This is a genomic window from Blautia sp. HCP28S3_G10, from assembly GCF_052065235.1.
GTDB lineage: Bacteria > Bacillota > Clostridia > Lachnospirales > Lachnospiraceae > Blautia_A.
Genome location: NZ_JBQHUL010000004.1, coordinates 86,884 through 105,736 on the forward strand (window position 1 = coordinate 86,884; position 18,853 = coordinate 105,736).

An 18,853-nucleotide genomic window follows, 5' to 3' on the forward strand; every position below is an offset into this window, starting at 1 on the left:
TACTTTCCTCCTAAATCCTTCTCAGAGAGAAATCCTGACTCTTCAGCGTAAGGTTCGGATTATAGTATGGATCGCCGTCACGCATGATATCCGGCCATCTTCTCTCAAAAATCTGCATTTCTTTATTAAATCGTGCCACTTTTTCGGGTGTGTCCTCAAGACCTCTGGACTTGGATTCGTAGTGATAAAGTTCTGCATACGGATTATATACGATCAGATATCCTGCCTGACGGAGTTTCATACAGAAATCAATATCATTGAAGGCAACTGCAAGTTCCTCTGTAAGGCCTCCCACCTCATCAAATGCAGATTTTTTCACAAGCATACATGCAGCTGTTACTGCACTGTAATCCTGTGCACAGATAATTCTGTGGCAGTACCCTGTTGTTCCTCTTGGCTGAAGCACGAAACAGTGGCCTGCAATACCACCGAAACCGATAACAACACCTGCATGCTGGATCGTATCATCTTCATAATACATACGTGCGCCGACTGCACCCACATCATTTCGCATACAGTAACCAAGGAGCTGTTCCAGGCAGTCCTCGTTTATGATCTCTGTATCATTGTTCAGAAGAAGGATATATTCGCCCTTTGCAAAAGAAACTCCGTAATTGTTGATTGCAGAATAATTGAATTCCCTGTCCCAGTAAACAATATGTGCTTTCGGGTTCTGCGCTTCCAGTTCTTTGTAATACTGGAATGTTTTTTCATCTGTACTGTTATTTTCAACAATAATGTACTCATAATTCTTATAAATAGATTTCTGATCAATAGAATCCATGCATCTTTTCAGGTCATCAATATGATCCTTGTTTGGGATAATAATGGAGATCAGAGGATCATGGTCTCTTATAAATCTGGTCCTGTAGAGTCCCAGGAATTCCCCCTGCAGAACTTCCGCATTAATTCCGGTTCTCCGGTAATGCTCTTCGATGGCACGCTTGCCTGCCTCGAAAGCATAGGTCTTGCTTTCCGGATTTTCTGCTGTGGAATCCTCATGGCATCTCCAGTGATAAAGGATCTTCGTTATATGATAAATCTCAGAAGGATCCACTGCTTCCACACAACGGAAAATAAAATCATAATCCTGTGCTCCATCAAACTCGCTGCGGAATACACCTACTTTGTCAATGATTTCTCTCTTCACAACAAAAAGATGACAGATATAATTTACCGTACACAGAAGATCCGGGTTGTAGTCCGGTTTGAAATGCGGCTGAAAGAACTTGTGTCCATCCATGGACATTTTGTCTTCATCTGAATACAGAAGACGGATGTCCCGGTTTTTGTTCAGCGCCTTTACACACTCAAAAAGGGCATGTGGTGTCAGTTCATCATCATGATCTGCAAAAGCAATATAATCACCTGTTGCAATCTCAATCCCTGCATTTGTATTTTCGGAAATCTGAAGCTGCTTCTCATTATATACGACACGGATTCTTTCATCTTCTGCTTCCAGCTTCTTAAGGAAAGAAGTCAGTGGTGAGTTTTCTCCACTGCCGTCAGAAAGACAGAGTTCCCAGTTCGGATATGTCTGTTCTTTAACTGTATCTACAAGCTGACGGAGATATTTCTCCGGAGTCTTATACAACGGAACTACGATGGAAATCTTTGGCTGATACTCAAATTTTTCTCTTCTCTGTCTCTCCAGCTCTTTACTTCCCGGAAGATGGCGGACGATCCACTTCTGATACGGAATTTCCCTTGTTGAGGCTGTTTTTACCTTGGATACCATTTTATCCACAAGAGCCGCACTTCCCTGATTTTTCCAGTATTTCAGACCCTTTTTTGCATATTTTTCTATTTTTTTGCTCAGTACTACCGCTCTCTGCAGATGAACGATATGGACTGATTTTGTGTTTCCTGCATAAAAGACCATGTACAAGATTTTTCCCTTAAGATTCGTCAGTTCCACAAAAAATCCTGATTTATCCTTATTGTCCATCTCCTCATAAAGCTGTTCCACATCCACTCGCTCTGTCCGGAGAATCTCCGCCTGGATCTTATTCTTGTTTTCATCAAAGATCTGAATTCGTACAGGCTCTTTTGCCACAGCCCAGCCACGGATTCTCAAAAAGCCCTGCTGCACTTTTTCCTCTTCAATATAGAACTGCGGTTTTCCTCTTCGTTTCTCCAGATCTTTTATGGATACTGTAAACCAGCTGATGGTTTTATCCGGCATATCTGCATAAACAGTAAGCTTATGATAACCTTCCAGTGATTCCGGAAGAGTCACTGTTGCAGTGATCCTCTCTCCCCTCATCAGATCCGGATCTTTGAATCTTTCCAGGGCGCTTACTACTTCCAGACGCTGGATTGCGGTCTTAACTTCAGAACCGTCCAGGCAGGCACGCATTTTTGCTTCTTTTGGCCAGGTTCCCTGGAGAATATAGCAACAGGAATCATTCAGATGAAACCTGTCTTTTGTCACTTCAAAAACTTCTCGAGCCATATAATAAACCTCATTTCTCATCTTCTCTCAGGGAACAGTCCCCTTCTGTCACAGAAAGATTCGGGTTGTAATAGGGATCTCCCTTGGCCAGCTGTTCTGACCATTTTTCTTCAAACCGTTTCACTTCTTTATCGAACCGGAACTGTTTTTCCGGCGTGTCCTCAAGCCCTCTGGACTTGGATTCATAATGATAAAGTTCTGCATACGGTGTAAAAACAACTTTTTTGCCGGCAGCACGGAACTTCATACAGAGGTCAATATCGTTAAATGCCACACAGAATGTCTCGTCAAAACCTCCGACTGCATGAAAATCTTCTGCCCTGGCCATCATACAGGCGGCTGTTACTGCACTGATCTCCTGTACACTGATCATTCTTCCGAAATATCCCGGATCATCGCCCGACGCCCGGCACATAATATGGCCTGCAATACCGCCAAGCCCCAGAACAACACCTGCATGCTGAATGGTATCGTCCGGATAATAAAGTTTCGCCCCCACACATGCCACATCTTTCTGCTGGCAGATCTGAAGCATCTCTTCTATCCAGCGCGGTGTGAGAATTTCCACATCATTATTCAGAAACAGAAGATACTCTCCCCTGGCCTCTGCTGCGGCAAAATTATTAATGGCAGAATAATTGAATTCTTTTTCCCAGGTCAGTACCCTTACCTTCGGATACCGCTCCGGCAGTTTTTTATAGTATTCAAAAGTTTCCGGTTTTTCACTGTTATTTTCCACGATCAGTACTTCGTAATTCTTATAAGTACTCTTCTTTGCCATGGAAAACAGGCATAGTTCCAGATCCTCTGTATGGTCTTTGTTCGGAATAATGACTGTAACCAGAGGATTATCCTGGATCTTCACATAACTCCTGTACCATCCCGGACGCTCCGTCATTTCCACAGAGGTTTCTATACCCATTCGCTGGTAGTGCTCTTTTACTGCTCGCTTACCAGCTTCATATGCATAATCCTTGCTGGAAGGATCAGCAGCGGTAGAATCCATGTGACATCTCCAGTGATACAGTACCTTCGGAATATGTACCACCTGATCTGCCTGTTCACAGCAGCGGAAAATAAAATCATAATCCTGTGCTCCGTCAAATTCCGGCCGCAAAAGTCCCACTTTGTCTGTGAGGCTTTTTTTCACCACCAAAATATGACAGATATAATTATTATCTCTCAGGCGGAACAGATTAAAATCAGATTTGAAATGTGGATCAAAATAATGCTGTCCATCCATGCTGACTTTATCTTCATCTGTATAAAGTACATCAGGTTCATGGTTTTCGTTGATGGCTTTTACAATCTCATAAAGTGCATCAGGTTCCAACGTATCATCATGGTCACAGAGCATCAGGTATTCTCCGTCAGCAAGGGCAATAGCGCCATTCGTATTCGTGGAAATCCCGCCATTTTGTTCCAGGTGGTGATACACCAGACGACTTTCTTTTCCATAATGTTTATGCAAAAATTCCCCTGCCCTGTTATCCGGGCTTCCGTCTGCCAGGCAGAGCTGCCAGTTGGAATAACTCTGCGCCTTTACAGACTCTACCAGTTCTTTGAGATAAGGAAGTGGTGTACAGTAAAGCGGTACAACAATACTAATCTTTGGTTTCTGTTCGAAAGAAGTTCTTTTCTGTTTCCTCAGCTCGCGTTTATCCGCTCTGTGGCGGTCAAACCACTGCTCATAACCTTCTTCTTTCTGAGGTTCTTTTTTGAACAGACGCTCAAAAAAACCTTTTGGTTTATTCTGCTTTTTCAGTTCCTGTATATCAATATCCCAGGTTTTGGTAACGGAATCTCCGCAGAAATGAAGAATGATCTTTTTGCCCGGTATTTCGGGAAGTGCTGCTGAAATACGGAAACCAATCTCCTGTTTCCTGTATATGTCATCCAGTCCGCGGCGTTCCACCACATCAGGTCTTCTGCCTCTCTGGATCCTGCAGTCAAGAAGTTCTGTGTCTTCTTTGTGAACAGTCACCTCGACAGATCCTCTCTGGTCAACAGCCCAGCCCTGGATCTCAAGCATAGTATCATAAAGGACTTCCACCCTGTCCAGATGAAATTCCACAAGATTTTCCTTGATCAGTTCGTCCAGTTCATCTGCGCTGATCTCCCAGATACAGATTCTTTCTTCTCCGTCTTTAAGAAAAAGTTCAAGACTCTGATATTTTTCACCCAGTTTCAAAGCCTCCGGAATTCTGACTGTAAATCCGGGCAGTATGCTGCCAAAATCAATTCCAAGTGCCTGCGCAACATCCGGTCTTTCACAGAGTTCCACCTGCGGAAGCTCAATTCTGTCATACCCGTCTCCGATAAGCTCAAACTGGCACTGTTTTTTCTCCGGATGAGAATACCAGCCCACAAGACTCAGTATATGTCCATGTCTGTCATCATATCTTTCTTCATCTATACTGAAGCTAAGTTCTTCCATAATTTTCCTCTATTTATGTTTAATGCTCCGATACAGCTTCCAGACTTTTGTGTTTTCCATTTCACTGATCTGGCGGTTCAGTCTCTGAATCTCCTGATCTTTTTCGGAAGACACTCTGGAAAATCCTTTCCAGAATTCGTCTCTTGCCTCTGTTTCTTTCATTACATCAATACTGATCTGAAGTTTTCCATGGTTTCCCTGAATATCTCCGAGAATAAACTGCGGATCTCCTGCTCCGAAATAATATCTGCCTTCTCCAAGCGGAAATCCGTTGGAAATAAACTCAGGCTCAGTTCCATCTTCAAATCTTAATTCTCTGATGATCAGGCCGCCTGCTGCCTCACCCGGATCCAGTCGGAGTCTTCTGACACCTTCCGGCACAGAAATTTCCATCTCAACCCCCTGACGTCCCATTGGATAGACTGCAGAGTCTTTTTCCTGAAAATCACTGCCTCTGTCATAGAATACCTGAAGTTTACGTTCAGCTCCTGCAATACGCAACTGTTCATAATAACTCAGCACATCTACTTTTCCCGGTGAAACCTCCTCATACATGGCAAGAAGCGGAATATGGCTTCCCTGCATGTAAGTCTGGAAATTGCGTTCCATCTGTGCATATATCTGCTGCTCTTTTTCTGTAATTCCTGCTTTTCCATAGAAATCCAGATCTTTCAGCATGCGGCGCTTGCCATCACTTTCCAGATAATAATGGATCACTCTGTAAAGAATAAAACCTGCCGGTACAGGAAAGCGAAATGTCCATTCATAATCGATCACAGATTCTCTGCTCTGACCTATCAGAATATTGGCAGGAACAAGATCTATGTTTGACATGCCACTGCACCGAAGTCCCTCCTGCAATTCCACATCTCCGAATACTTTAATAAATTCCGGTGTTTTATGGAAATTTTCTGTATTGTGTATATTTTTTATTTTTTTAAGATAAACAAAGAATTTTTCTTCAAGTTCTTTAACTCTGCCTTCTTCAAGGAGTTTGTCCAGATATTCTTCCAGAGTCATTCCCTGAATAAATTCCAGCCTGACACCATCTCCGTCTGAAGTGCAGTGGTTCAGTTCCAGCCCTTCTTTTCCATATAGAGTCATAAGCTCCCTGTAAATATTTTCAATATTATTCACATGAGCTGCAGCTCTTTCATCTGCCGGAAGCTTCCGGACATATTTCTGATTCTTTTCGTGACAGATATCTGTTCTGAGTGCAAACGCTGCATCTCTTTCGTTAGAAAACTTCACATAATCCGTTTCCGGTGTGATCTCGTCTTTTCCTATCAGAAGAAGGAAAGAGTTCGCAAACTGAGGATACAGATCATTATCAAGAAGTGTATCATACACTGGCGACTCCTGAAAGAGCTGCAGGCGCAGGCGGTCATAATTAGTCTCCACTCTGTTCAGTTCACCCTTCGCAGGAAGTCTCCTGTCTGAATAAATTGTCATCGGAAGCTTGTAATCTGGGAAAGGATAATACCAGGAAGCCTTAAGGTCTCCTGCCTCTTTCAGGATCTTTCCGAATTCTTTTTTTGTAAAAGTCTTAACTCCGCTGGATGTCGGATAACCTTCCAGTCCCTCAAACAGTGTGCCGAAATGATCTTCTGTACACCCTGCCCAGTATTTCAGTCCCATACGGTTCTCAATCGCAAGTACGATCTTTCCATCTGGTTTCAGATGTTTTGAAATAATTTTCAGAAAATCCACATAAGGAGTTTTGCTCTGTATATAGGCTTCTGCATATTCAAAAACACCGATCAGTGTAATATAATCATATTTTTCTGTAAGACGCTTCTCGATATCCTGGAAATTTCCCATAAGTATCTGAAGATTTTCATAATCACGGTGTCTCCAGGCATTGATCTCGCTGCGCTTCTTTGACAGTTCAATACAGGTAACATTCTTCACTTTTTTGCAGAGTGCCCCTGTAACAGCACCGCAGCCTGAGCCAACCTCAAGAACATTTTCTTCTCCCGTAAAAGGAATCCAGCTCAGGATATTTTCTCTGATGTGTGAAAAATGATACAGGATCGGCCAGCTTTTACGCTCTGCGATCACCTGGTTCCATTCCTGCTCTGTATAATTCCTGGCGATCTCAAGCATCTCATCCTCGATCGCTCCGTCTGTGTATAAATCTTTTCCCGGATAATTCGTGTCATCCAGAGAAACCTGCCCAATTTTTTCTATCATTCTTCTTCTCCACAGTGGATCTCCACTTTTGAATTCATATCATAAAAACCAACAGTATTTTTATTGGATACAACAGTGATATTGCAGGCATCATACAATCTGTGAAAAACAGTAAAATCTCCATCTTTGTATCCTGTGCATCCGAAAGAAAGAAGATATTCTCCTCCCTGAAGATACATATCCTGCGTAAAGGTCACGGTACATACATCGCCTTCACCGGAATGCTCTACATGCATTTTCTCAAACATGGTGTTTGTTCCTGTAATCTCCGTTCCCTTAATATCCTTAAATGTATACGCCATAATAGGTTCCTGAATGGCTTCATGAAAAACGACCCTCATCTTGATCTGGAATGAACTGCCTTTCTCGATGGTATTTGTGTAACGGCCTTTTTCATCTACAACTGCAAAATCCGTGATCTCTGCAAGTTTGCTTCCATACTCAAGCATATTTGGATTGATCTGGAACTTTTCGTTCCAGTTTTCACGGTCCGGATCTTTTTTCTCTTCTGCTTTCGTCGGATCCTGGCCTACCAGAAGCTGCTTATACATATCCACCATCTGCTTCGGGGAACCTTCCTGGAGCTTCACACCCTTATTCAGAAGTATTACCCTGTCACAGTATCTGGAAATACTGCTGAGGTCATGACTTACAAAAAGAATCGTACGTCCCATTTTCTTAAATTCTTCAAACTTGCGGTAGCATTTTGCCTGAAAAAATACATCACCTACAGATAAGGCCTCATCTACGATCAGTATTTCCGGATCAATATTAATGGCTACAGCAAAAGCCAGACGGACAAACATACCACTGGAATATGCTTTGACCGGCTGATGTACAAAATCTCCGATATCGGCAAAATCCAGGATATCCTGCAGCCTGGCATCAATCTCCTCTCTGGAAAATCCCATCATGGTGCCGTTCAGATATACATTTTCGATACCTGTGTACTCCATGTTAAAACCGGCTCCCAGTTCCAGAAGCGCAGAAATCCTTCCATCTACAACTACCTCACCTCCTGTAGGATTCAGTACGCCTGTAATGATCTTCAGGATAGTGGATTTACCGGAACCGTTTGTGCCGATGATTCCCACTGTCTCGCCTCTTTTGACATCGAAGCTCACATCATGCAGGGCATAGTGCTCCCTGACAGGTACTTTGAAGCCAAGAGCTTCTTTCAGTCTGTCCGAAGGTTTGTTATACAGTTTATACATCTTGTTCAGATTTTTTACCTGAATTGCAAATTCACTCATTTTCGTCTCCTTCTACAGCACATCTGCAAAATGCACCTGAAGTTTTTTAAACAGTTTTGTTCCCAGGATAAATACAACGATTGTAAATACCCAGAAATACAAGGTGAGAACAGGGTGTTCCCAAATACCAACTTTATTGATCAGAGAATCTCTGTATCCCTGCACAATATAAAACACAGGGTTCAGTTTCAGAAGATTCCGGAGCATCGCGTTCAGATGCAGATCATTGAAATCCCACATGATCGGTGTTACCCACACCCCAACCTGAAGCATGATATTGATGATCTGGCTGAGGTCACGGAAAAATACAACCGCAGCACTTGTCATGTAGGTAACTGCCAGAATCAGCGCAAAAATACAGAAGCTGTAATAAATCAGCTGCAATGCATACAGACTCGGCGGATATCCCATGAATGTATAGATCACCAGTATGATAACGACAAAAAAGCAATGTACAAACACTGCTGAAAACACCTTAACTACAGGAAGAATCCTGATATTAAAGACTACTTTTTTGACCAGATAATTGTATTCCAGAAGTGCACTGGTCCCTCCTGTAAGTCCCTCCTGTATGAAAAACCACGGGATCAGACCTGCGATCAGCCAGAGTACAAAAGGAACTCCCTTATCACTGCCGCTGCGAAGAGCCAGTCCAAAAACAAACCAGTATACGCAGATTGTTACGATCGGCTGGATAAACGCCCATACTGTTCCGAAATATGAACCGGCATATTTTGTTTTAAAATCATTTTTGGCCAGTGAAAATACCAGTTTCCGGTTCCGGTATATTTCCACAGGCAGACTTGCCTCTTTTTTCAATCTTTTTTACTCCTGTTTAACTATTTGTTTTCTTTTCTGTGAAGTGCGAACAGAAGGATCAGAAGAAGAACGATCATGCCGCCCAGAATTCCAAGCAGTATCTTTGATGTCTGCGAAAGATCAGAGAAAAAGTTTCCTGTTTTCTCTGTCTCCTTCTCTGTTTCTTCTGCTTCCTGCCCTGCTGTCTCCTGATCAGAAATTTCTTCTCCGGATGCCTCAGCTGTCTGTGCGTCTGTTTCTGTATCTGCTGTTTCTGCCGGTGCTTCTGTCGGTTCCGGTGTTGCCACTGCAACCGGCACATATCCTACAAACTGTCCGTTATAAGAATAGCTGTTCATATCTGTACCGTTTACATTCTGTGCTTCTGCCTGCAGATCATTTACTGTAGTGCCTTTTGGAACGGACAATAATGTTCCATTTACATTAATACTTTCAAAATTATCAAAAGCATAATCGAAAAGAGAAATACTGTCTTTACAGTTGATTCCCAGATCATCTGTCCTCATCGTTACGGCAATGTACGTGCGTCCGTCACGTTCTGCTGCAACAACAAGTGTATGCTTTGCATCGTTCGTGAATCCTGTCTTGCCGCCGATGCAGCTTTCATAGTACAGGCTGGACTCTTTTGCCATCATCGGCATATGCGTATGCATCTGTCTTGCAGCACTTAAATTTGTTGCCTTGATGGTGTAATCTGTTTTGCTGATCAGATTGCGGAATCTCTTACTCTTCAGTCCCTGCTGCATGATCTTTGCCATATCATGGGCTGTAGAGTAATGTTCCGGATCCGGAAGTCCGTTTGCATTTGTAAAATGCGTATTCGTGCATCCAAGCTCCTGTGCCCTCTGATTCATCATATTTACAAAATCTGCCTCAGAACCTCCTGTAGTCTCTGCGATCTGGGTGCAGACTTCATTGGCTGATTTTATATATGCTGCCTCCCAGCAGTCACGCATTGACATGACTTCTCCAAGCTGAGCTGCTATATTACTGCTGTCCCACTTCACGTCACGGATGCCGTTCTCCGTAAAAGTTACCTGATCCTTCGGAGAACTGTTTTCCATGGAAACAAGGATTGTCATAAGTTTTGTTGTGCTGGCAGGATAACGATAGTCATCCATACCTTTGTCATACAGAATCGCACCTGTTGAAGCGTTCATAAGAACGGCTGTCTCAGAAGTCACCGCCGGTGCCTGCGGCCAGTTCTGGATACTGTCTGTTGCTACGATTCCCATTGACCCGTTATTGATAGTCACTGCCTGTACTGTCACAGAAGACGCCAGGATACCTGCTGCAAGAAATGCAAAAGCCCGACATATTCTTTTTGTCATTCTCTTAACCTCCAAATTTATACTGCTGTTCACAGCAGCTTCTCAAATCCATTCCAGTCAAAACTCAAATTCATGGATCTTTTCGCTTATGTAATCCACATCAGACACGGAAAGATCATAAAACATCGGAAGTCTCAGAAGACGTTCGCTTTCTTTTGTTGTATATACATCCTCTCCGCTGAATCTGCCAAATTTCAGGCCTGCCGGAGAACTGTGAAGCGGCACATAATGGAATGCCGGACTGATTCCGTTTTCGCGGAGATATTTGATCAGTCTTGTTCTCACGGAAATATCTTTTACCTTTATATAGTACATATGTGCATTATGTGCACATCCTTCCGGTACAAATGGCCTCTCGATCTTTCCCTGTTTCTCAAGATCTTCCAGTCTTTCATGGTATCCGTCATAAACTTCATGACGTTTACGATTGATCTTGTCACATTCTTCCAGCTGCGCATAAAGATAAGCAGCATTCATCTCGCTTGGAAGGTAGGAAGATCCGTAATCGATCCAGCGGTATTTATCAATCTGTCCACGGAAAAACTTACTTCTGTCTGTGCCTTTTTCCCTCAGGATCTCTGCCTTTTCCTGATATTCATTTTTCTGGAATACAAGGGCTCCACCCTCACCCATAGTGAAATTCTTGGTCTCATGAAAGCTGTAACATCCAAAATCCCCGATTGTTCCCAGGGCAGTTCCATGATAATAAGCGTCCACACCCTGTGCAGCATCTTCCACAACTTTGAGGTTATATTTTCGTGCAATTTCCATAATACGATTCATTTCACAGGCAACACCTGCATAATGTACAGGCACGATTGCCCTTGTTTTATCCGTAATCGCAGCTTCAATCAACTCTTCATTGATATTCATCGTGTCCGGCCGGATATCCACAAATACGATCTTTGCCCCTCTGAGCACAAAGGCATCTGCTGTGGAAACAAAAGTATAAGACGGCATGATCACTTCATCTCCTGGCTGAATGTCGCAGAGAAAAGCAGCCATTTCAAGTGCATGTGTGCAGGAAGTTGTCAGAAATACCTGATTTACGTGAAATCTTTCTTTCATCCATCCGGAACACAGCTTTGTATATTTGCCGTCACCACAAAGCATCCCCTGTGCAACAGCATCCTGAATGTAGTTTAATTCATTTCCGACAAGTGCCGGTCTGTTAAAATCTATCATTTATCTCCTCTTACCTGTGAACATTTTATTTTGTCTTTAGTCAATCCACATTTTCTCATACCAGAGTTATAAATTCAATGGTAATTTTATATGATACCAGGGTTCCAGATTGTGAATCCTTATATAGAATAGTCCGGTATTTTATTTCTGTATACAATTTCCTGTCCTTCCGGATCTGTCACTGACATCTGTTCAAAAAACTTCTCAGTGATTCTGTCCAGTTCTTCCCGTGATTCTGCTTCTATATAATAGAGGGCAAGATACGGATTCGGTCCATAGGCAATAACATCTTCCCCTTCTTTATAGAAAATCCACGGTTTTACTACTGCCGCTTCTTCGGAAAGCCGGTACGCAGCTTCCTGATTCCGAATCGTTTTCAGCTGTCCGTGGAAATAAAGGACTGCGCCACATTTCTGCGGCCTGTGTATATCATGTGTTTTAAACATCTCTGAAACTTTTTTCTTATCATAAAGATAATTCAGTAAAAGCTCTTCTATATTAAAGCCATATACCATATCTGTCAGTTCATGTTCATAACCGAAAAATCTTCCTGCAATCTCGCATACCTGAATACCTTTCCCTGGTTTCCAGAAAAACTGCATGGAAAGAGCCCCTTCCTGCTGGCCGGTATAGCTAATATAGCTCTGCAGGAGATCTGCAGCTGATTTTTCTACATTATCCAAAAGTCTGGAAGGGTATACATTTCTGGTACTTTCCGGCAGCATTCCCTCTTCCATCTGAGTCTTCTCACGGTCGGCAACAGATATCACATTTACTTTGCCATCCTGCACCCAGGTCATCATATTGAATTCAAATCCATCATTATATTCTTCTATAAGTATCTCATCCAACCCTGTAAAATCAGCTGTCTGTAATGCTTTCAGAAGAAGTTCTTCTTTATTATGGATAATATAGATACCTCTGGAGCCATATTTGTCCATCGGTTTGCTGATAAGCGGATACTGCAGGTTCTCTGTAAGTCTCTGAAGTTCTCCGCTGTTTTTTTCCTTCAGGAATTTCACCGGTATTCTGGCAAATCCCGGGGAGGGCAGTCCCAGTCTGCCAAGAAGCTCCCTGCATGCAGATTTGTCTCTGTACCACTTAAGCTGTTCAGGTTTCAGATAACAGGGAATTCCTGCCTTATCTGCAATCTTTACCATGCATTCCAGCAGAAGATCCGAAAAAGATGTAATGATCCCGTCTACTTTTTCATCCTTGCAGAGCTTTGCAACAGCATCAATATCTGTTACTGGTATCACATAAGATGCATCTGCCAGTTCTCTTGCCGGACCATCCGGATAGCCGTCACAGACAATCGTATAATGCCCCTTTTCTTTTGACTTTTTTACAAGCTGGACAAATTCTCCCAGCGTACCGAGAATCAGTAATCTGTGTGTCATTCCACAGTTGCCTCCCATTCTTTTACAGATGCAGCAATATATCGCATTTCCTCACTTCCATATCTCTGGTCACAGGGCAGTGGAAGAATATCTGAAGCCCACCTGTACTCAAGACTGTCCGGTTTCTGTTCCTGCATAACATTTCTCCAGTATGTGGGGACAAATATCTTACGTGTTGCAAGCCATTTCCGCAGTTCCTGTCCTTTTTCATGGTAATATGGATAAACAAAAGGCCCTTCTGGTGTAACTTCAGTAAAAATATTATCGGAATTCAGTTCTTCTTTCAGAACCCTGTAGTTATTTTCTCTTTTCTTTTTGCCTGCTTTATAATCAATTCCCCTCAGCAGATTCTGTGTCAGGCGCGACATGAGGCGGATTTCCATACCTTCATACTGTGCTGCATTCTGAAGCATATCCTGATAATAAGTTCCTGCATTTTCTTCATATCTTCCAAGGATATGCCCCATACGTTTATTGGAACGATCCCTCGGTTTATCCATATCAAGCAATACATCTGTAGCAAGATATGCGCCGTCACTGACCCCCCAGAATTTACGACAGGAATACAGTGTATCCACATGTTCCAGCGGTCTCTGGAAAAAAGCATGTGTATGATCCACGATGATATTTCCGTATATTTTCTGATATTCCAGAATTTTATTATCTGTCAGCTGTCCGTAATAGTTTACAAGATAAAGGCATTCGTTTTTATTCAATGTTTTTTTTGGATAAAGAATGTCGAGATTTTCATCCAGATGATAAAATTCTGTTTCTATATGATTATTCTGACAGATTTCCACAACTGATTCGCAGAGAAAATACGGAAGAATGATCTTCTTATATTTTCTCTCTTTCAACAGCCAGAGAAGTGCTGTCCTGCCAAGGTTTACCTTATAAAGTTCCGGATAATATTCCTCCCCGGACATTTCTTCCAGTTCAAAATAGCCTCCGATTTCTTTCTGCATCAGTCTGTCTCCTCCCTGCGGATCACATAATGCGGTAATTTTTTTGCTTCATTAAGTATATTCATCAGATAAATTCCCATAATTCCTATAGACAGCAGGATAAGTCCGAAGAAAGCCAGCATAACAAGCATAAGAGAGGTCCACCCTTCTACGGAAATTCCAAAAAGGAAATATCTTACAAGGAAATAAACTGCCATTACCAGACTCACACAAAAACTTGCAATTCCGATGTTTCTTACCATAAGAAGTGGAAATGCAGTATGTGCGGTGATATCATAGATCAGATCTTTCATCAGTCTTTTAAAAGAATATCCGCTCTGGCCATAAGCTCTGGCAGCATGCTGTACAGGAACATTAATGATCCTGTTGGAACTGAGAACCAGAAGGTTTCCGATCTGCGGCAGATATGTATTGGTTTTTACCATGGCATCTACCAGGAAACGTCTGATCAGACGATAACTTGTAATCTGCAGATTCGGGTCTTTTCCAAGCATTTTGGAAGTCGCCCATACAGAAAATTTTGTTCCCAGTTTACGGATAAATCCATGTTTTCTGCCCTCATAGCTTGCAATAATGGCGTCCACATCATCTCTCTCCCGCATGGCATTTACCATCTTCGGAAGTTCTTCCGGCTGATGCTGAAGGTCATCATCCATGGTTACAACAAAATCGCCTCTTACATGTGCAAATCCACAGAGAAGCGCCGGATGCTGGCCGAAATTTCTTGCCATCTGTATAATGCGAACTCTTTTGTCTCTGTTTCGAAGCGATGTCATAACTTCAAAGGATTTATCCTTTGAGCCATCATCCACAAGAATCAGTTCAAAATCTTCTTTTATTGTCTCACGGAATACTTTTTCCAGGCGTGTATACAGTTCTTCCAGAGTGTGTTCAGAATTATATACAGGAACAACCACTGAATATAAACTCATATGTTTTCCTCTTTCTTCTGTTGCTTTTTATGGCAACTGTCTACTTTCTACTTTTAGCAATCATTTTAATCATATCATTTTCGATATATATTGTAAAGTAACTGTTGCATGTCTACATCCAATATCCGACAGGGCATTTTTCTATAAATATGATAAAAAGTATTTCCAAAGCCAGATTTTTGCAGTACAATAAAAGGCACACTGCTGAGAGTTGTTTCAACAGAACACTATATTTTAATCCGGAGGAATCATGAAAAAATTCAGAGATTATCTGCAGCTGCATTTGAACATCCTGCTTTTCTCCCTGACAAGTGTTTTTTCCAAGCTTGCTTCCATTCAATATAACAGACATGGATTAAAAGGGAGTCTTCTTTATGTTTTCCTTTTTCTGATGATTGCCAACTGCGGCATCTACGCCATTGCCTGGCAGCAGGTCATCAAGAAATTTTCTCTGTCCACCGCATATGCGAATAAGAGTGTTTATCTTCTCTGGTCGCAGATCTGGGCGGTAATAATTTTCCATGAACAGCTTTCTGTTCAGAATATCATCGGAATACTGGTGGTATTGTTTGGAGTCTGGACGGTGCAGCGCTATGAATAGAACGTTTATATTTATTATGCTGGGAGGTACTTTTTTCTCTGCTATCTCTCAGATCCTGCTGAAACAGAGTGCCAACAGGGAATATAAAAATCCCCTTCTGGAATATCTGAACTGGCGTGTGATCCTTGCCTATGTTCTTTTTTTCGGTATTCTTCTTCTGAACACATACTGCTACACAAAAGTAGACATGCGTTACGGCCCGGTCATTGATACGGCTGCTTATGTCTTTGTCCTGATACTTTCACGCCTGATACTGAAAGAAAAGATCACAAAAGGAAAGATCATCGGAAATCTGATCATTATTGCAGGAATTCTTATTTATACTTTATAATTTTATGCACAATAAAAGGGACAACGAAATTCGCTGTCCCTTTGCTTATGTGGTTAATTTATTATCTTACTGCCGGATCTGTCGGGTCGAAGTTTTTGCTTCCTCTCAGTGGAGTGAGTGGTTTTCTTCCAAGAGGTCCCTTGAAAGTTTCTTCTGACTGATATCCGCCATCAAAAATATAGATCTTGGATCCATTACAGTTATCCCATACCCATTTTGCATCTGCTACACAGCAACGGATACAGCCGTGAGAAGCAGGAGAACCAAGTCTCAGATATTCTCCAGCTGGCAGATTATAGCTGTTTGCAGCACTGCATGCTACGGAATGAACAAAAATTCCTCCAACTACATGAGTTCCGTACTGACCCCATGACGGTCCCATGAGAGCCTGCCATCTTCCTGCTCTTTCCAGAGTAAATGTGCCACTTTTTGTAAGATATGTAGGATTACCTACAGATACACGGATTGTCTTAACCGGATATTTCTTTGTGCTGTCTGTGTAAACAGTCATGACTCCGTTTGCTTTATCACATTCCAGATAATAGGAGGAACGTTTTCTGAATTCAGAACTTCTGTCGCTTACTCTGTATCCGTTCTTGTCAAATCTGTACTGTTTTCCTTCGATCCAGAGAGTTTTGTTCTTTGCATAAGTTCCTGTTGCAGGATCAATATATCTTACTTTGTTCTGCTTATCGTTCACGATTACCCAGCCTGTTGTATATCTACCGCGGCTGTCAAGGTATCCGCTGATACCGTTTCTGGTGATCTTGCAGTTTGTCTTTGCCTTGCAGTTATTAAAGTAGAACCAGTATTTAGTTTTATTGATCTTCAGGCGCTGCCATCCCTTGTATGCCAGATTACCTTTTCTCTTTGCGTAGTAATATTTTCCTTTGTATTTGATCCAGGTGGATTTGTATCTCTTACCTTTGTAAGCCTTTGTTGTACTTCTCTGGAAGAAGTAGTAAGAAGTGCCGACCTTGGTCACACCACTTGCCATACGTCCATCCGGAAGGAAGTACCTGTCACCGGCCCATGCATTCTGAAGATGGTTTCCGGATTTGTTGAAGTAGAACCATCCAACAAACTTACCATTTACGGTTACCTTCTGGAAACCTTTTTTCTCAACAACACGTCCGTATGTTTTACCGAAATAATAGTAACGATTGTTTGCTCCCGGAAGTTTCACCCATTTTTTCTTGTAGTTTGCACGATGTCCGTTTGCAAGGAAGTAATATCTGAATTTACCGCTCTTTACAAGCTGGTTCGCATAGGCAACACCGTTTTTGTTTGCCATGTATACGCCACCGTCAGCACCTTTGACCATCTTGCCATTGGTGATCAGATATCCATATGCATCGAGCAGATACAGACTGTTGCTGTTGGAAAGGAGCTTGTATGCACCGATTCCCATTTTCTTATATTTACCATCAGCCTGATAGTAACTCCACTGTGTTCTGGAATTTACTTTCATTCCATACCATGCGTTCTTCACCATCTTACCAGGAATGTCTCCTGCTCCTGATGAAGGACGGAACATATAGGTATTTCCGCTGATTGTTTTCTTGCCAACTACCGGAACTCCGTTGGACTGGAGATAATAACGGTTTCCGTTGATATCCTGGAAGCCTTCTTTCAGTGTAGTCTCTTTACCGTCGTTTCCGAAGTAATGGAAGGCATTACTCTCCCATACCCAGCCTGTCTGCATACGTCCGAGTGTGGAGTTGAATGGAGATTTTCTGCCGGACTGTACACTGTTTACACTTTTGGCTTCTGATTCAGGCATAAGGTAATAACCAACGTTATCAATCTTCTTATATCCTGTATCAAGGTATCCGTCTTTATCAAAATGATATGTTCCTGTTGTAAGAACTTTTCCGTTTACTTCAAGAGATGTAACTTTTGCCCATTCATTGGTGTAATAAATAGAAGCACCTGCTGCTTCTGTCTCTTCTTCTACAGCCACATCAGTTCCTGCTGCTTCCTGTGTTTCCGGCTGTACAGTTTCTTCCTGAGTTTCAGGCTGTGCAGTTTCTTCTGTTTCTGATACGTCAGCTTCTGCACCGACACTGAAAGCCTCATCAACAGATGTTTCTTCCTCAGCACCAGCAACAGGCTGCGCAGCTTCTTCATTTGCAGACTGCGGGGAAGTCACCTGCTTAAAAAGTCTCCATTTCTTTGCAGTAACATCAAATTTCCAGTCAGTATATACTCTTGAAACCTCTACATAAGTTCCTGCTGCATCCGGAGTTTCCTCCTCTACAGCTTCACTATCTGTTTCTTCCTGGACTGCAATCTCCTCACCTGCAGAAAAATCTGCTGTCGTTTCTTCTTCAGCCTCAGCGCTGTCTGCAGTTGTATCGTCTGCGGAAGGCTCTTCCTCTACATCTGTCTGTCCGTCCTCTGTTGTTCCCTCATCCGGTGTCACTGTTACTAAAGAGCTGTCATCTGTCAGATCGCCTTCACCCAGATCTGTCTCTTCATCAGTGGACACTGTTGTATCGTCCGCTGCATCTGCATCTACAGCAGACTCTGCAACTGCTTCTTCGGCTGTTGCTTCTGCTGTAAAATCTGTCATACTCGCTGCGCCTGCTTCAGCCCCGGTTGCCAGAATCATTGTCATGCTTAACAGAACTGCCACAATTCTTTTTTTCACAACTTCTCCTCCTGTTCTTTACCCTTATCATTTATTCACCAAGACCACTGCTGATCGCACTGGTCAAAGCTTTCATTGCCTCAGTCTCATCTGCTCCTTCACAGATAAGTTCGATTTCATCTCCGCATTTCACACATGCTCCCAGAACACTGAGAACACTTTTGGCATTGGCATTACCTCCGTCAAAATTAAATGTAATGCTGGATTTGTATTTCATAGCCTCATTACACAAAACTCCAGCCGGGCGTAAATGCAATCCCGACGGATTATTTACTGTTATTTTCTGGCTGATCATCTT

14 protein-coding genes are annotated in these 18,853 nt (G+C 42.4%); 2 read left to right on the forward strand and 12 right to left on the reverse strand.

The annotated features are described in order from the left end of the window. Positions 1 to 10 precede the first annotated feature (10 nt). The 10 genes from ACTNB8_RS03450 to ACTNB8_RS03495 all read right to left on the reverse strand — a co-directional run bounded on the left by ACTNB8_RS03450 (position 11) and on the right by ACTNB8_RS03495 (position 14,970). Positions 11 to 2,455, reverse strand: coding sequence for a glycosyltransferase family 2 protein (locus ACTNB8_RS03450; protein WP_441052328.1), 2,445 nt, complete (start codon positions 2,453 to 2,455; stop codon positions 11 to 13). A gap of 10 nt (positions 2,456 to 2,465) precedes the next feature. Further along, on the reverse strand, positions 2,466 to 4,892 hold the full coding sequence (locus ACTNB8_RS03455; protein ID WP_441052330.1) for a glycosyltransferase family 2 protein: 2,427 nt from the start codon (positions 4,890 to 4,892) through the stop codon (positions 2,466 to 2,468). 9 nt (positions 4,893 to 4,901) lie between these two features. Further along, positions 4,902 to 7,085, reverse strand: coding sequence for a class I SAM-dependent methyltransferase (locus tag ACTNB8_RS03460; protein ID WP_441052332.1), 2,184 nt, complete (start codon positions 7,083 to 7,085; stop codon positions 4,902 to 4,904). Continuing rightward, a complete protein-coding gene (locus tag ACTNB8_RS03465; protein ID WP_441052334.1) occupies positions 7,082 to 8,338 on the reverse strand; it encodes an ABC transporter ATP-binding protein in 1,257 nt (418 codons plus the stop codon). Before ACTNB8_RS03465 ends, ACTNB8_RS03460 begins: the two co-directional genes overlap by 4 nt. 12 nt (positions 8,339 to 8,350) lie before the next feature. Then, on the reverse strand, positions 8,351 to 9,157 hold the full coding sequence (locus ACTNB8_RS03470) for an ABC transporter permease (RefSeq protein ID WP_441052336.1): 807 nt from the start codon (positions 9,155 to 9,157) through the stop codon (positions 8,351 to 8,353). Positions 9,158 to 9,177: 20 nt separating this feature from the next. Continuing rightward, positions 9,178 to 10,488: a D-alanyl-D-alanine carboxypeptidase family protein gene (locus ACTNB8_RS03475; protein ID WP_441052338.1), complete on the reverse strand. Its 1,311-nt coding sequence runs from the start codon at positions 10,486 to 10,488 to the stop codon at positions 9,178 to 9,180. 57 nt (positions 10,489 to 10,545) lie between these two features. After that, entirely contained in the window at positions 10,546 to 11,673 is a 1,128-nt protein-coding gene (rffA, locus tag ACTNB8_RS03480; protein WP_441052339.1) for a dTDP-4-amino-4,6-dideoxygalactose transaminase, read from the reverse strand. A gap of 119 nt (positions 11,674 to 11,792) precedes the next feature. After that, the gene (locus tag ACTNB8_RS03485) at positions 11,793 to 13,073 is read right to left on the reverse strand and encodes an ATP-grasp domain-containing protein (protein ID WP_441052341.1); all 1,281 of its coding nucleotides are present in this window, start codon (positions 13,071 to 13,073) and stop codon (positions 11,793 to 11,795) included. Continuing rightward, positions 13,070 to 14,038: a hypothetical protein gene (locus ACTNB8_RS03490; RefSeq protein WP_441052343.1), complete on the reverse strand. Its 969-nt coding sequence runs from the start codon at positions 14,036 to 14,038 to the stop codon at positions 13,070 to 13,072. The genes ACTNB8_RS03485 and ACTNB8_RS03490 overlap by 4 nt, the downstream gene beginning before the upstream one ends. Beyond that, positions 14,038 to 14,970 carry a glycosyltransferase family 2 protein gene (locus tag ACTNB8_RS03495; RefSeq protein WP_441052345.1) on the reverse strand — a complete coding sequence of 311 codons (933 nt, stop codon included), beginning with the start codon at positions 14,968 to 14,970 and terminating at the stop codon, positions 14,038 to 14,040. The genes ACTNB8_RS03490 and ACTNB8_RS03495 overlap by 1 nt, the downstream gene beginning before the upstream one ends. Before the next feature lie 250 nt (positions 14,971 to 15,220). Here ACTNB8_RS03495 and ACTNB8_RS03500 point away from each other — a divergent pair, with 250 nt between their 5' ends. Both ACTNB8_RS03500 and ACTNB8_RS03505 read left to right on the forward strand, forming a co-directional pair. Beyond that, positions 15,221 to 15,571 (forward strand): EamA-like transporter family protein, encoded by a 351-nt coding sequence (locus tag ACTNB8_RS03500; RefSeq protein WP_296155944.1) that lies wholly within the window; start codon positions 15,221 to 15,223, stop codon positions 15,569 to 15,571. Beyond that, positions 15,564 to 15,902 carry an EamA family transporter gene (locus tag ACTNB8_RS03505; RefSeq protein WP_441052347.1) on the forward strand — a complete coding sequence of 113 codons (339 nt, stop codon included), beginning with the start codon at positions 15,564 to 15,566 and terminating at the stop codon, positions 15,900 to 15,902. The genes ACTNB8_RS03500 and ACTNB8_RS03505 overlap by 8 nt, the downstream gene beginning before the upstream one ends. Positions 15,903 to 15,963: 61 nt before the next feature. On the opposite strand, the gene ACTNB8_RS03510 is transcribed toward ACTNB8_RS03505, so the two are convergent. Further along, a complete protein-coding gene (locus ACTNB8_RS03510) occupies positions 15,964 to 18,555 on the reverse strand; it encodes a L,D-transpeptidase family protein (protein ID WP_441052349.1) in 2,592 nt (863 codons plus the stop codon). 31 nt (positions 18,556 to 18,586) lie between these two features. Next, complete coding sequence (locus ACTNB8_RS03515; protein WP_296155947.1) at positions 18,587 to 18,850, reverse strand: HPr family phosphocarrier protein; 264 nt, start codon at positions 18,848 to 18,850, stop codon at positions 18,587 to 18,589. Positions 18,851 to 18,853: the final 3 nt, after the last annotated feature.